The organism is Butyricicoccus sp. Marseille-Q5471, assembly GCF_951230135.1.
Lineage (GTDB): Bacteria > Bacillota > Clostridia > Oscillospirales > Butyricicoccaceae > Agathobaculum.
In genome coordinates this window covers 72,783-88,181 of sequence record NZ_CATNVC010000009.1, presented here as the reverse complement: position 1 = coordinate 88,181, position 15,399 = coordinate 72,783, and the positions used below count along the sequence as shown (strand labels likewise).

At 51.4% G+C, this 15,399-nt stretch carries 12 protein-coding genes; 5 read left to right on the top strand and 7 right to left on the bottom strand.

Annotated elements, in window-relative coordinates; translation table 11 throughout:
- The first annotated feature begins 83 nt into the window (after nt 1-83).
- Complete coding sequence (locus QOX26_RS10540; RefSeq protein ID WP_283674941.1) at nt 84-599, top strand: SLOG family protein; 516 nt, start codon at nt 84-86, stop codon at nt 597-599.
- A 40-nt stretch (nt 600-639) separates the two neighbouring features.
- Here QOX26_RS10540 and QOX26_RS10535 read toward each other — a convergent pair whose 3' ends face one another.
- Nucleotides 640-1,707, bottom strand: a complete 1,068-nt coding sequence (locus QOX26_RS10535) for a branched-chain amino acid aminotransferase (protein WP_283674940.1) — start codon at nt 1,705-1,707, stop codon at nt 640-642.
- Between the two features lie 148 nt (nt 1,708-1,855).
- Here QOX26_RS10535 and QOX26_RS10530 point away from each other — a divergent pair, with 148 nt between their 5' ends.
- The gene (locus tag QOX26_RS10530) at nt 1,856-3,046 is read left to right on the top strand and encodes a polysaccharide deacetylase family protein (RefSeq protein ID WP_283674939.1); all 1,191 of its coding nucleotides are present in this window, start codon (nt 1,856-1,858) and stop codon (nt 3,044-3,046) included.
- Nucleotides 3,047-3,274: 228 nt separating this feature from the next.
- On the opposite strand, the gene QOX26_RS10525 is transcribed toward QOX26_RS10530, so the two are convergent.
- The 5 genes from QOX26_RS10525 to QOX26_RS10505 all read right to left on the bottom strand — a co-directional run bounded on the left by QOX26_RS10525 (nt 3,275) and on the right by QOX26_RS10505 (nt 8,650).
- Nucleotides 3,275-4,267 (bottom strand): LacI family DNA-binding transcriptional regulator, encoded by a 993-nt coding sequence (locus QOX26_RS10525; RefSeq protein WP_283674938.1) that lies wholly within the window; start codon nt 4,265-4,267, stop codon nt 3,275-3,277.
- A 38-nt stretch (nt 4,268-4,305) separates the two neighbouring features.
- Nucleotides 4,306-5,187 (bottom strand): carbohydrate ABC transporter permease, encoded by an 882-nt coding sequence (locus QOX26_RS10520; protein ID WP_283674937.1) that lies wholly within the window; start codon nt 5,185-5,187, stop codon nt 4,306-4,308.
- Nucleotides 5,188-5,291: 104 nt separating this feature from the next.
- Entirely contained in the window at nt 5,292-6,566 is a 1,275-nt protein-coding gene (locus QOX26_RS10515) for an ABC transporter substrate-binding protein (protein WP_283674936.1), read from the bottom strand.
- Nucleotides 6,567-6,604: 38 nt separating this feature from the next.
- On the bottom strand, nt 6,605-7,441 hold the full coding sequence (locus tag QOX26_RS10510; protein WP_283674935.1) for a carbohydrate ABC transporter permease: 837 nt from the start codon (nt 7,439-7,441) through the stop codon (nt 6,605-6,607).
- 237 nt (nt 7,442-7,678) lie between these two features.
- Entirely contained in the window at nt 7,679-8,650 is a 972-nt protein-coding gene (locus QOX26_RS10505; RefSeq protein ID WP_283674934.1) for a ComEC/Rec2 family competence protein, read from the bottom strand.
- 380 nt (nt 8,651-9,030) lie between these two features.
- Between QOX26_RS10505 and QOX26_RS10500 the strand changes: the two genes are divergently transcribed.
- The gene (locus QOX26_RS10500) at nt 9,031-12,453 is read left to right on the top strand and encodes a pyruvate carboxylase (protein WP_283674933.1); all 3,423 of its coding nucleotides are present in this window, start codon (nt 9,031-9,033) and stop codon (nt 12,451-12,453) included.
- A 75-nt stretch (nt 12,454-12,528) separates the two neighbouring features.
- Here the strand turns inward: QOX26_RS10500 and QOX26_RS10495 are convergent, their stop codons facing one another.
- A complete protein-coding gene (locus QOX26_RS10495) occupies nt 12,529-13,557 on the bottom strand; it encodes a tyrosine recombinase XerC (RefSeq protein ID WP_283674932.1) in 1,029 nt (342 codons plus the stop codon).
- A gap of 129 nt (nt 13,558-13,686) precedes the next feature.
- On the opposite strand from QOX26_RS10495, the gene QOX26_RS10490 reads away from it, so the two are divergent.
- Both QOX26_RS10490 and QOX26_RS10485 read left to right on the top strand, forming a co-directional pair.
- A complete protein-coding gene (locus tag QOX26_RS10490) occupies nt 13,687-14,211 on the top strand; it encodes an O-acetyl-ADP-ribose deacetylase (protein WP_283674931.1) in 525 nt (174 codons plus the stop codon).
- A complete protein-coding gene (locus QOX26_RS10485) occupies nt 14,204-15,202 on the top strand; it encodes a helix-turn-helix transcriptional regulator (RefSeq protein WP_283674930.1) in 999 nt (332 codons plus the stop codon). The genes QOX26_RS10490 and QOX26_RS10485 overlap by 8 nt, the downstream gene beginning before the upstream one ends.
- The last annotated feature ends 197 nt before the right edge of the window (nt 15,203-15,399 follow it).

Here is a 15,399-nt window from a genome sequence, read left to right as displayed (position 1 = left end):
TTTTCTTTCTTTACAACTTGCGTTTTGAAAAGGACTGGAGTATACTGGATAAAAGGAACAAACGTTCGTATTTGAGGTGTGACATGCAAGACCTACGACCAATCACCTGCTGCTTTACCGGTTACCGCGCTGAAAAAATGCCCTTTCCGGCGGAGGACACCGCTGCCCTTTCCCTGCTCACGCAGCGATTAGATGAAGCAATTGCAGACGCGGTAGCTCAAGGCATTCTTCGCTTTTTCACAGGGATGTCCACCGGGTTTGATTTATGGGCGGCACAGGCCGTGCTGCGCGCACGGGAGAAACACAGCTTGAAGCTGCTGTGTGCGATTCCATTTGATGCACAGGCCGATCACTTCTCTGCCGACTGGAAAGCCACATTCAACCACGTTCTTCTACATGCCGATCAGGTACTCATTCTGTCACGCGGCTACCATACCGGCTGCTATGCGGAGCGTAACCGTTTTATGGTTGATGCATCTTCCCGTTTAATCTGCTATTTTGACGGCCGTCCGGGTGGTACTGCGCAAACCGTGCGCATGGCACAGGCAAGCAATCTTACTGTTATCAATCTGGCAGAAAACCAATTGACGCTTTTATAGCGCAAAACTGCCCCGTGCAACGCACAGGGCAGTTCTTCTTTTAGTTGACTTTAACGGTCCAACCCAGCTCATCGGGAAGCTTGCCCCACTGAACGCCGGTCAGCGTATCATACAGCTTATGTGTAATCTCACCGATCTTGCCGTCGTTGATGTAAGCAACCTGCTCTTCGTATCGCAGTTCACCCACCGGTGAAATAACCGCCGCCGTACCTGTACCGAACACCTCTTCCAATTTTCCGTCCTCGGAAGCCTGCATGACATCCGCAATCGGCAGTCGCTCTTCCGACACCGGAACACCCCAGTGCTTGAGCAGGTCGATACAGCTCATGCGGGTAACACCCGGCAGAACCGTGCCCACGGTCGGCGCGGTGTACACTGTGCCGTCAATCTTAAAGAAGCAGTTCATCGAACCGACTTCCTCGACATACTTGTGCTCAACACCATCCAGCCACAGCGTCTGCTCATAGCCGAGATCATGCGCCTTTACCTGAGAAATCAGCGATGCTGCATAGTTGCCGCCGCACTTGGTAAAGCCGGTGCCGCCCGGACAAGCGCGGGTGTACTCATCCTCAACAAAAATCTTAACCGGATTGATGCCGGTCGAATAATATGCGCCGACAGGCGAGCAAACAATAATAAACTGATGTGTCTTGGACGGACGAACACCCAGATGCGGCTCTGTTGCAATGACGAAGGGACGGATGTACAGGCTGGTCCCCTCCGCATGCGGAACCCAATCCTCCTCTACCTTGACCAAGGTCTTAACCGCCTGCACGAAGTCCTCAACCGGAAGAGCCGGCAAGCACATACGGCGGTTCGTGTTGATCATACGCTCAGCGTTCTTGTCGGGACGAAAAAGCTGAATTGAGCCATCCGGCGTACGATAGGCCTTGAGTCCCTCAAAGGACTCCATTGCATAATGTAGCACCATAGCCGCAGGATCGAGCGACAGCGGCGCATAGGGTACAATGCGCGCATCGTGCCAACCCTGCTCCTCGTCGTGGTCGACAATCAGCATATGATCGGTATAATGAATGCCGAAGCCGAGATTGTTTTCGTCTGGCTTGGGCTTTTTTTCTGTGGTAAGCTGGGTCTTGATCTGCAGCATGGTGATCACTCTTTCTATATCAGATATTTTCGCTTTTAATTATAGCACTTTTGCTAGATAAAGCAAGTTGTTTTTGTATAAGAAGGTGACAAAGCGTTCGGAATTTGATATAATATTTTAGAAATATACGCGGAAAGGAGCGCAATCCATGAATCGAAGACCATCCCGCCTGCTGTCTGCACTGCTGTGTGCGACGTTGCTGCTGATGATTTTTCCAATCTCGGCCGGCGCTCTGACACTGACTGCAGTCAACGATACGCTGCTTCCTCTATCGGACAGCACCATGCCCGCCCGCCTTGGCGGTGAGCTGTATGTACCCTATGGGGTGTTCGGCTCGCTCGGAGCATCCAGTTCCTATGCAGACGATACGTTGAGCATGTCCGGCGGCGGCGAAACCCTAACGTTCTCGCTGGCCGAGGGTTATGTGTACGATCAAAATCTTAACAGCTATTCCACCCCCGCTTATGAACGCAACAGCACAATCTACGTGCCGGTCAAGCTGGTATGCGGCAAACTCGGTTATACATACTCCACCTTTACCGCTTCCGGGGAGACGGTGCTGCGCATCACGGACGGCGGTGCACAGTCGGACTCTTCCTTCGCCAACAGTGCTTCCGGCGAAATCGACAGTGCGGTAAATGGCTATTATGGCAATACATCCCCGTCCAATCCCGGCACGTCGGTGCAGCCGACAAAACCGCAGCCGGATGAGCCCGAAAAGCCGCCCGTTGTTGAGGAAAAACCCACGCAAAAACCATCTCTTGTGTACCTAACCTTCTTTGGGCCTACCACAGAGCACACCGCGGCAACCTTGGACGTACTCAAAAATGCCGGCCGTACGGCAACCTTTTTTCTCCCGACAGATACCGGCACATGGGATGATGATCTGATTCGCCGCATTGTTGCGGAGGGTCACACCCCGGCTCTGCTGCTTTACAGCACCACAGATACCACGCCGGATAACATGGCTACCGCACTAACCGCCGCGAATGAAAAGCTGTCTTTTCTGACCGGTGTCAGCACCCGCATCGTTTCTAATGCGGACGGCTGCGGTCAATTAACCCGTGCGCAACGTGACCGACTCATTGCCGAGGGGTATCGCCTGTGGGATTCGACGTTTGACACGGGAGATGCCGAAGGAACCGCTGGAGATGCGTATTCCGCTACCGTGCAGCGCTTCACTGCGGACACTGCTTCCCTTGTGGTACGTTTGCGTCACAGCAAGACAACGCCGGATATCACCGCATGGCTGTGCTCCTATATGTCACGCCAGAGCATTCCCTCTTCGCGCATTACGCTGACCACTGTCCCGATAAACGCAGTTGCTGAAACACGTTAAAATATCCGCTAAAACTAATATAGTCCTCCTAAAGTTGACCATGGAACCATCCATTTCAGCTTTAGGAGGATATTTTTATGAACTAAAAGCGGGGTATGCGCTGCCAAATCCGTTGCTGGCGTTCCTGCATAAAAAAATCACCGTTACCCTAAGGCAACGGCAATTTCACATTCATTTTTACCGACTCCCCTGTTGTTCTTGACATGGGGCAGGCGGGTATTTGATATTTTATGTGGAACCCCGCACAATCAGTCTGGGTTGCAAAACAATTTGCATTTCCTTCGGCGTTTTTCCCTCAATCAGCTTAATCAGCATTTTTGCACTTTGCCGACCCATTGCTTCCGTATTCACGCACACCGTGGTCAGTTCCGGTTCAATCACCGTGCAAATGCTACTCCCGTCATAACCAACAACCGCAAGATCGTCCGGCACACGAAGTCCACGCCGCAGCGCGGCTTTCATTGCGCCGATTGCGATTCGGTCGTTCATACAAAATAGCGCCGTTGGCGAATCCGTCAAATCAAGCAATTGCTCGGTGCAAAGCCGTGCCGCTTCCTGCGTAGCTTCAACAGAGCAAACATATCGTTCATCTATCGTCAAGCCATTCCGTATCATCGTATCTGTGTACGCTTGCTTACGGCTCGCCGAGACATATCGGAACAAATTTCCCGCAAGCAGACCAATTCGCTTATGCCCCTTGTCAATGAGATGTTCAATGGCCAACACCGTTCCGCTGTAGTCGTTCGAAGTGATGGAGGGTACATCGGTCAGGTCAATCCGGTTGTTTACCAACACAATCGGCATGCCCTGCGTATGCAGGCGGGCCAGCAAGGCCTGATCCGCTTGCCCCGCAAGAACAACGCCATCCATGCGCTTTCGCATAAAAAGGTCAGACGCCTGTGAAGATGCGCCGGTCGAGGTGATATAAACGTTATATCCCCTGCTCTCCGCCTCCTGCTGCACTGCTTCGGCAATTTCGGAATAAAACGGATTCTGCATAATGGGATAATGTTTTTCATCCACTACAAATGCAATGCTGTTGTTCTTTTGCCGCGCCATTGCCCGTGCAATCGCATTCGGCGAGTACTGCAGCACCTCTGCCGCATGCAGAATGCGCTCGCGCGTTGCCGGACGCACCTTATCCGGCACACTGTAAACACGCGAGACCGTTGTAATAGAACAGCCTGCGAGTTTTGCGACGTCATCAATCGTAGCTGCCATGAGCAACCGCCTTTCTCATCGGGTTTGCAAGGCTGATATCAACCCTTTTGTGCAGAATTCTTGCGGAAATTCTCTCGAATATAACCGCATGCTAAAATCAGTACAATCACAGTCATAATGACCGTTGCGGCAGAGCCGTAGCCGATTTGGTTGCGCTTTACAACATACTGATAAATGTACTGTGTGATGGTAGCCGTAGAGTTTGCCGGACCGCCCTTGGTCAGGATATTGACCTTATCGAACAGTCGGAAGGTGTCGATGACACGGAGCAGTACGACCATGATGATATTTTTTGAAATACTCGGCAAAGTGATGCGCGTAAACCGCTGCCAAGCGTTTGCACCGTCAATCGCCGCCGCTTCGTATTGATCCTGCGGCACGGATTGCAGTGCAGCATATAGAAGCAGGAATACAAACGGCGCATATTGCCAGATATCAATGACGAGGATGCAATAAAATGCAGTACCTACATCCTGTAGCCAGTTAACCGGATCAAGTCCGAACAGGCCAAGAATGTTGTTGAACAGACCATAGTTGTTTGAGAACATAATCTGCCACATCAGCGCCACTGTGACTGGGGGCAGCAGATCGGGCAGCAGCGTCACCGTCCGTAGCAGCTTTTGATGATGCTTTACGCTGTTAATTAGAACCGCCATGCCCAGTCCGACGAGAACTTCAAAAAAGACCGCCAAAACCGTAAATTTTACGGTGTTCCAGAGAGCCTGCCGAAAATACTGATCGGCAAATAAATCGGTGTAGTTTTCCAAAGCGATGAACGCCGGCTTGCCGGAAGAAAGATAGTAGTAATCTGTAAAGCTGTAGTAAATCACAAACAGCAACGGAAATATACTCAGAACCGTAAGTACGAGCATTGCCGGAGAGCTCATCAAATACGCGTATAGCTTATTGCTTTTTTTCATATTATCCTCCACCTCGGTTCCGTCAGGCGCCGCGTTTGTATGCGGGCGTATCTCCGTCCGCGGCAGTACAGCCACGGACGGACGCCTCGGATCTAAAATTACGTTTACTTTACAATCTTCTCGATTTGTGCCTTTGCATCAGCGAGCGCGGTGTCGATATCCTTCTGTCCGGCAATTGCGTTGGATAGCTCAATACCGTAAGCCTCTTCAATCTGGCTCCACAGCGGGGTGCGCGGACGAACGCGGGAGTTTTCGGTCGCATCCAGCAGCGTTGCATAGAACGGATACTTCGCAGAAAGCTCCGTATCCTGGAACACACTGGTACGGGTCGGAACCGCACCAACATCGGCTGCGGACTTCTGCGTCTCGGCGCTGGTCAGGTATTCCAGCAATTTGATTGCCAAATCCTTATTCTGCGTGTTTGCGGTCACACCCATCATCCAGTTGCCAATCACGCCGGAGGGCTGATCTGTCGAAGACGCATCAACCTTGCCGGGAATACGGGCATAGCTTGCGGTTGCTGCGCCGCCCGAAATGTACCAGCTCGGCCACCCCAAGCTCATTGCAGCCTTACCGTCCGAAACGGCAGAAACGATATCGTTCTTTTCGTAATTCGCGCCGTTGGCCAGCAGATCCATATACATCTGCAACGCAGCCTTTGCTTCAGCTGAATCAACCGTTACATTCCAATCCTTATCAAAAATATCGCCGCCATACGCCCACAGAATCGGCATATAATCGCCGACAATCGGGTTGCCCTGCTGACCGCGAATGACGTAGCCAACCTTGCCGTCCTTGCCGTTGACCTGCTTGGCGATGTTCAGCACATCCGTCCAGTTGTCCGGTGCCTTTGCGCCAACGGAGTCCAGCACGTCCTGATTGTAGAACAGCAATGTAACATTGCCTGCGAACGGCAGTGCATAAACATCACCCTCAGCATAGGGATATTTGCCAATATCCAGCGATGCCTTGACGAAATCCGCGTCTTCCTTATACCCCTCCGCAGTCAGGTCAAGCAATACACCGGTGTCGCAAAACTCAGGCATGACCGGATCATCAATCATGCAAAGGTCGTATGCACCCTTGGCATTCTTAGAATCCAGCGCAACCTTTTGCTTCAGATCATCCGCTTCCAAACCTAGAACTTCGACCTTACAGTTGTTTTCCGATTCAAATGCAGGCAATACCGAATTGATGACGTCCACATGCGTACCGCCGCGTGCGGCAATGGTCAGCTTGATCGGATCGGTCGTCGATTGTGCGCTGTCGCTTCCCGCCGCGCCAGTGTCCTGCTCGGAAGGCTTGCTGCCGCCACAGCCTGCCATTGCACCGGTCAGCATCAGACCGGATAGTAATAACGCTAGACTTCTCTTGAACATAATTCTCACCTTTCTTTTCTCCAAATTTCTAGGCTGATTTATTCCTTTACCGCGCCGTTTGACAGGCCCGCGATTAAGAAATTCTGTGCAATCATCACGAAAATCGCAATCGGTATCAGAGAAACAATGCCGCCGGCTGCAATGTTGCCCCACTGCGCCAGTTCCTGTTCGCTATTGAGCGTCGCCAGCGTCAGCGGAATCGTGAAGTTGGATGGACTTTGAACAAAAATAACGCCGTATAAGTACTCGTTCCACGATGTCATGAAGGAAAGAATGCCGACCGCCGCAATTCCGGGCAGTACCTGCGGCAACACGATTCGGCCAAACAACTGCGACTCCGTCGCGCCATCGACCGCCGCGCTTTCCTCAACCGATACCGGAAGATTCTCAAAAAATGTAATCATGAACCAGATGATGAACGGTACATTAATCAGACAATGCGCCAGAATAATCGGTACCTTGGTGCTGAGCATGCCGGCGTTGGAAAACATGATATACAACGGCAGTGCGAACGCGATTGGCGGTAGCACGCGAATCAAAAGCACCCAGAACAGCTCCGGCCCCTTCATTTTGAACTGGAATCGGGCACGTGCAAGAATGTACGCACAGCACAGGCCGAACACCAGCGAAATCGCAAGCGAGATGCAAGTGACCTGCAGACTGTTAACGAGCGCCGTGCCAAAGCCCTTGTTCTCAAACAGGTCGATGAAATGCTCCATCGAGAACGAGTGCGGCAGGAACGAAAGAGCGCCTGTCAGTTCATCACCCTTGCGTATCGCAAGTGAGAACATCCAGTAAATCGGGAACAACGTCCAAATCAGCAGAATCGCGAGTGTCACGCCCTTTGCAGCCTTGCTGCCGGTACTTTCTTTCATTGCATACCCTCCTCCGGCGTGTAACACGCCTTGCTTTGCCATATGACAGGTTCCAGTATAGCGATGTATTGTTAACTCTGCCATCGGTTCTTGGAAAAATAGAAGTAAAATGAAAACGCTTTCACTCCTTGTGATTTACATTTTAATCAATCTGTCTTTAAAAATCCAGTTGCATTCTTTCCAGATTTATGATGTTTTTTTCGTCATTTTGACGAGTTTCAGGTTTTCCCATTGGCGCTACTCATATGTTTTGACAAGAGAATTTGTGCGTTTTGTTTTCCTGTCCCAAGAAAGCTCCAACACACTGCCATAAGGAGCCTGCTCTCGCAGCGCACCGGTCATGAAGATGCGCGGTTCTCGCGATTTGGTGCGCAAATATGCTGCGGCTCTATCCAATACCACCGGATTCCCACCATAAAACGTTCTTTTTCGATCCACACAAGTCACGATAATTTCAGGGTCCGCTCCTTCCAACATATCCTGCGGCATGCCGTCCAACTGCCCGTGGTGTGTGATTTTCAGCACAGCTGCCTGCAGGTCGCATTCCCTGCGCAGGATATCCCAACCGTGTACCTTGTCTCCTGTCAGAAGTGCTCGAAAATCCCCCTCTCCAATGGTTAATGCAAGGCTGGTGGAATTGCAAATGCAATCGCTTTCATCAAATCGTTTAAATAAAACCTCCGGCTCGGAGGTAGCTAACATACTTTCAAATTGCTGCTGATTTTCCCGCTGCGCATCGCTGTGCATTCCATACAGCGTCAGTGTAAGCCCACCCAGTTGATACGTCTCGCCGCCGCAAACCGACCGCAGCGGAATTCCCTGCTGCTGTGCTATCGTACGAATGCACTCATAACTCTGCAGCGCACGCCAAAACAGCAAACTTCCCGGGCGCTTGCCGAGATGCGGACGCAATCGCTCCAAAGCCGGTGCAATTTCATAGTTTGGCGTGATATTGCACCAGATTTCACCAACGTCCCATCCCTCTACTACAGGAACCAGTCCGCTGATATGATCGTCGTGAATGTGCGTCAGAATCACCAAATCAATGCGTTTGCAGGATTCGCGACGTAGAAATTCATCCAGTGCAATTGCATCCGGTTCAGCTTCGGCCGTGTGGCGCGGCCCGCCGTCAATCACTACCGTATATCCGCTGTCGGAGCGCGCAACAATTGCTTCGCCGTATCCTACATTCAAAAAATAAAGCTTCATACGCACCCCTTACACACGTGCACGTTATCCACGTGATTCTTTATAGATATTTGACTTTTCTTCATTGTATCGGCTCGTTTTTCAGAATGCAATATGAATAGTGGCTAAGAATCGAAGCAAATTTTCTGTGCATCTCACAATGATATTTCTCAAACTTACCCCTGACGCTGCTGCTTGTTCAATCCTCCTTATGGAAATTGCACATAAAATTATTTTGCAATTTTATGTTTTTAATCTTGCATATGCGGTAAAAATTCCATATAATCAGATTATTGATTGAATCAGTAATTTCAAATTGTAATCTTGGCTTTATATTCTTACCTCTGCATATTTCTACATGTTTTTCAACGAATCATCTACCTAAAGGAGGAAATCCCAAAATGGAAGTCTGCAAGTTCAACAAGGTGCTCGTTGCAAACCGCGGTGAAATTGCAATGCGTGTATTTCGCGCGTGCTATGATCTTGGTTTGCAAACCGTCGCAATCTATTCTAACGAAGATACCTACAGCGCCTTCCGTACCCGTGCGGATGAAGCCTATCTCATCGGCGACAACAAAAGTCCTCTCGGCGCTTATTTGGACATCAACGCCATTATCGATCTGGCAAAACGCCGCCGGGTGGATGCCATCCATCCCGGATACGGTTTTCTCTCTGAAAATGCTGATTTTGCGCGTGCCTGTGAGCGAAAGGGCATCACATTCATCGGGCCGCATTCGACCATCTTAGATCAAATGGGCGATAAGCTCACCGCAAAATCCATCGCCAAGGCCTGCGACGTGCCCACCATTCCCGGCTCGGAGCACCCGCTGCGAGACGCTGAGGAAGCGCTTGAAAAAGCGATTTCCTTCGGCTTTCCCATCATCCTGAAAGCGGCCGGCGGCGGTGGCGGACGCGGCATGCGGCGCTGCGATTCGCCGGATGAAGTAAAACCTGCGTTTGCACTTGTAGAGAGCGAGGCAAAAAAGGCCTTTGGTAATGCGAATATTTTCATCGAGAAATATTTAGTCGAACCCAAACATATTGAAATTCAAATCCTTGCCGATCAGTATGGTAACGTCGTGCACTTGTTCGAACGCGACTGCTCGCTGCAGCGCCGCTATCAAAAAGTCGTAGAATTCGCTCCCGCTTGGTCGGTTCCGGAGTCTGTCCGTCAGCAGCTGTATGCGGATGCGGTCAAGGTTGCCAAATACGTGGGTTACATTTCGGCCGGCACGGTTGAGTTTCTGGTTGACAAAGACGGCAACCATTACTTCATAGAGATGAATCCCCGTATACAAGTCGAGCATACCGTCACCGAGGAGGTCACCGGCATCGATTTGGTGCGCGCCCAAATCCTAATTGCCGAAGGCTATCCTCTATCAACGCCCGTCATTGGCATTGCCAGTCAAAAGGACGTGCAGATGAACGGCTACGCCATTCAATGCCGTGTCACAACCGAGGATCCGGCCAATCAATTCGCACCGGATACCGGCAAGATTACGGCGTATCGCTCGGGCGGCGGCTTTGGCGTGCGTCTCGATGGCGGAAATGCCTATGCAGGCGCGGTCATATCCCCATACTACGATTCGCTTCTGGTCAAGGTCACCTCTTGGGACAACACCTTTGAGGGCGTTTGCCGCAAGGCCTTGCGTGCAATTAGCGAGGAGCACATTCGCGGTGTCAAAACGAACATTCCCTTTGTGTCAAATATTCTAAATCACCCGGTTTTCCGCGCCGGACAATGTCATACGAAGTTCATTGATGAAACGCCAGAGCTGTTTGAATTTGCGAGCAGCCGCGACCGCGCGACAAAGGTTCTGCGCTATATCGCGGAAATACAGATGAAAAACCGTTCGGCCGACCGCGCACAGTACGATATTCCCCGTTTTCCACCGCACAAAGGCACTCCCGCCATTGGTCTAAAGCAGATGCTCGACCAACAAGGGCCCGAGGCCGTGCGCGACTGGGTGCTCGCGCAGAAAAAGCTGTTAATCACCGATACCACTATGCGGGATGCGCATCAATCCCTGTTGTCGACACGCGTCCGAACCCGCGACATGGTGAACGGTGCGTCCGGCACGGCGGAAATTCTGAATGACTGCTTTTCGCTCGAGATGTGGGGCGGCGCAACGTTCGATGTCGCCTATCGCTTCCTGCATGAATCCCCGTGGGAGCGGCTTGATTTGCTGCGGCAAAAGATTCCCAACATTCCGTTTCAAATGCTGCTGCGCGGCGCAAACGCCGTTGGCTATACCAACTATCCCGACAATTTGGTGCGTGCCTTTATTGCAGAAGCCGCAACCACCGGCATCGATATATTCCGCATCTTCGACTCACTCAACTGGGTACCCGGCATGGAAGTCGCCATGGACGAGGTGCTCAAGCAGGGCAAACTGTGTGAAGCCACACTATGTTACACCGGCGACATTCTCGACCCCAAACGCGATAAATACACACTGCAATATTATGTGAATCTCGCCAAGGAGCTGGAAAAGCGCGGCGCACACACATTGTGCATCAAAGATATGTCCGGCCTGCTCAAGCCATATGCCGCCAAGAAACTGGTTTCGGCTCTCAAAAACGAGGTCGGTCTTCCGATTCATCTGCATACGCATGACACCTCCGGCAACCAAGTCGCCGCACTGCTGATGGCGGCCGAAGCAGGTGTCGATATTGTCGATGTGGCCATCGATTCCATGAGCTCCATGACCAGCCAGCCGTCCATGAACGCTGTTGTCGCGGCGCTGCAGGGACAGGAACGCGATACCGGTCTTGATCCGCACAGCCTGCAGTATCTGAGCGATTACTGGGCGGACGTGCGGCTGCGCTATGAGAGCTTCGAATCCAGTATCAAGAATCCTTCCACCGATATTTACCGTTATGAGATGCCCGGCGGTCAGTATACCAATTTAAAAGCGCAGGTGGAAAGCCTCGGCCTGGGGCACCAGTTTGAATCGGTTAAGGAAATGTACAAATCGGTCAATGATATGCTCGGGGACATCGTGAAGGTCACACCCTCCTCTAAGATGGTCGGCGATTTGGCAATTTTCATGGTGCAAAATCGTCTTACGCCCGAGAACATCGTAGAGCGAGGCGAAGCACTCACCTTCCCAGATTCCGTGGTATCATACTTTAAGGGAATGATGGGACAGCCTGCTTGGGGATTCCCGGAGGATTTGCAAAAAATCGTTCTCAAAGGAGAAGAGCCTATCACCTGCCGCCCCGGAGAGCTCCTCCCTCCGATTGACTTTGCATGGGCAAAGCAGGAGGTGCAGAAGTTCTATCCGGAAGCATCCGACCGCACGGTTATCTCTTGGTGTCTGTATCCCCGTGTGGTTGAGGAGTTCTGCCGCCACCGCAAGGAATATGGCTATATCATGCGAATGAGCAGCCACGTATTCTTTAACGGCATGGCGCTGGGCGAAACCAACAAAATAGACATTGAGGATGGCAAAACGCTCGTTATCAAATACTGTGGCATGGGCGATTTGAACGATGATGGCACCCGCAACGTACTGTTTGAGTTAAACGGCATGCGCCGAGACATCGCCGTACCAGATGAAAGCGCACAGGCCGTTGTCCTCCGCACCATTATGGCAGATCCTGAGGACAAGAGCCAAATTGGCGCATCGATTCCGGGCATGGTATCGAAAATCAGCGTCAAGGCAGGGGATACCGTGAGCAAAAATCAGGTTGTGGCCGTCATTGAGGCTATGAAGATGGAGACCTCCGTCGTCGCGCGTATGGATGGCGTCATTAGCGAAATTCTGATTAGCGAAGGGGCTGCCGTGAAGGCGGGCGAATTGTTAATGACAACAAAATAACAAAAAAAACAAAAGAGAGTCTGTCGAACGATTGCAATCCGTTCGGCAGACTCTCTTTCTTACTGTTTCAAATTGTTACTCTTCCTTTTTGGCGGCTTTCGGTCTTATTTCAGCCAGCGGATTTTTGCTTGCCGCTTCACGAACCGCTGCGTCCTCAATATGCGTGTAAATCATCGTGGTGTCCACGCTGGTGTGACCTAAAATGTTTTGCAGCGTGCGAATATCCACGCCATTTTGATACATCAGCGTCGCCGCAGTATGGCGCAGCTTATGTGCCGAATACTTTTGCGTATCCAGTCCCGCCTGCCCAATGTACTTTTTAACCAACCACTTCACCGTCTGCACATTAATGCGGTTGCGGTTGCGGCTGATGAACAGCGCGTTCTTGTCCTGCTCATGCGGTTTAAGTCGTTCCGGCAAATATGCCTCCAACGCCGCAAAGCAAGCATCATTGAGATAAATTGTGCGTTCCTTGTCACCTTTGCCAAGCACCCGCACCGTATCATCCTTGAAATCCGTCAAATTCAGCCCAACCAGTTCCGAAACACGCATGCCACAATTGAGGAAAAAGGTCAATATGCAATAATCGCGCGCCGCAAACGGACCCTGTACCGCTTCTAACAGCCGCACACTATCGTCCGCCGTCAAATACCGCGGCAAAGATTTCCTTGTGGTGGGGGACTCCAAATTGCTGACCGGATTGCTCTCCAGCAGATGCACCTTATCCGTCAGGTAACGAAAAAACGCCCGAATCGCGGAAATTTTCCGCGCGCGGGAGTTGTTGCTGAGGCCATACTCCGTCTCCGTGCTGTTTTGCTGTCTCGGCCGTTCGGATGACATGTATTCCAGATAGTCATATACATCAGACAGCGTGATTGTCTGCAAAAACGCAATCGATATATCGTCAATTGGGATCTCTTCAATCGGTATTTCCCGGGAAACACCGCCCTTGTTATGCTTGAGCACACGAAAAAAAAGGCGCAAATCCAAATAATACTCATGCGCTGTTTTAGCGGATTTTCCGCGTATAGTCGAAATATAGGTCAAAAAGTCGCGCAAAACGCGCGGAGCATCCGCGGCATAGACCGACATCGGCTTTTCCATGCAGCCTATTCCCCTTTCTTCGTTGATAATTACATTTTATCATGCACGCGGCATTCCGTCAAACTTGCACTTTTTGGCAAGACGGATTATAATAATTCTATAAAATCTCCCTTTTCAGGAGGATGGACTATGCAACGCTTTCAAATCACGCAAGGCGATCTGACGACCATGCAGGTTGATGCGATTGTCAACGCGGCCAACACAACGCTGCTCGGCGGCGGCGGTGTGGACGGCGCAATCCACCGTGCGGCCGGCCCCGAACTTCTTGCAGAATGCCGCGGATTAAACGGCTGCGAAACCGGACAGGCCAAAATGACCGCCGGATATCATCTGCCCGCACATTTTGTGATTCATACACCCGGGCCAATCTGGCAAGGCGGTGCACACGACGAAGACCGGCTGCTCGCCGGCTGCTATCGCAGCAGTTTAGCGCTTGCTGTGCACGCAGGCTGTCGCACCGTTGCCTTTCCATCAATCAGCACAGGTGTATACCGCTTTCCAATTGACTGCGCGGCAAAAATCGCAGTTGCGACGATTCGTCAGTGTCTTGCTGAATACCGCACGCTGGAGCGTGTGACCATGGTCTGTTTTGACAGCCACACCCGCTCCGCTTACGAGCGTGCGCTCGAAGAAAGCGAGGGCCGCCATGGCTAAAGGTGCCGGACAAAAGCTGAAACTGCTTCACCTGCGCGATATCCTGCTTGAAAAAACGGACGACGACCATCGCATGACAATGGAGGATATTCTCGCTGCTCTCTCCCGCCGCGGTATCGAAGCGGAACGAAAAAGCGTCTATGACGACATTGCGGCCCTGCAAGACTACGGACTGGACATTGTGCTCCAACGCGGGCGCGGCGGCGGGTATTATATTGCGTCCAGAGAATTTGAGCTTCCAGAGCTGAAGCTGCTGGTTGATGCCGTGCAGTGCTCCCGTTTTATTACAGAACGCAAGTCAGGTGAACTGATTCGCAAGGTTGAATCTCTTGCAAGCGAGCCTCAGGCGCGTACTTTGCAGCGGCAGGTTTACATCACCGGCCGCGTCAAAACTATGAACGAGAGCATCTATTACAACATCGACAAGGTGCATGCCGCCATTTCAAGCGGTAAAAAAATCACATTCCGCTATTTTGAGTGGGTGGTTGATTTTTCTTCTCCGCATCACATGCAAAAACGATATCGCCGAGACGGCGAACGATATATGGTCAGTCCATGGGCGCTGACCTGGGATGACGAAAACTATTATCTTGTCTCACATGACAGCATGGCCGATCAAATCCGCCACTACCGCGTTGACAAGATGGATCGCATTGCGCTTACCGATTTCCCCCGCGAAGGGCAGCAGCACTTTCAGGAGCAATTCAACGTAGCGGACTATTCCCGCAAGGTGTTCGGCATGTTTTCAGGGGAAGAGAAAAGTGTATGCCTCTGCTGTGAAAATCGCTTTATCGGGGTGATTCGAGATCGCTTCGGCAGCGATTTGATGATACGAAAGACAGATGCGGAGCACTTCTCCGTCCGTGTTACAGTTGCAGTCAGCCCCCAGTTCTTTTCCTGGGTGTTCGGCCTGGGCGGTTCTGTTCGCATCACCGAGCCGCCGGAGGTATGCGCTGCATTCCAGAAGCAGCTGCGCGATATGACAGATTAAGTCCGTTTTATAGGACTTCTTTCTTGGTATACTCAGTACAGATCAAGAAAGGAGCAACAGAAAATGAACTACTCTATCGAATATATCAACGGCCATATCGAGGTTTATGACGCACAAGGCGGTTTTTTGTTCTCCGCCGATAACAGACAGGAAGCGTTGGAGGAACTCCGCGACGCGGCGTAACACGCTCAGATGCA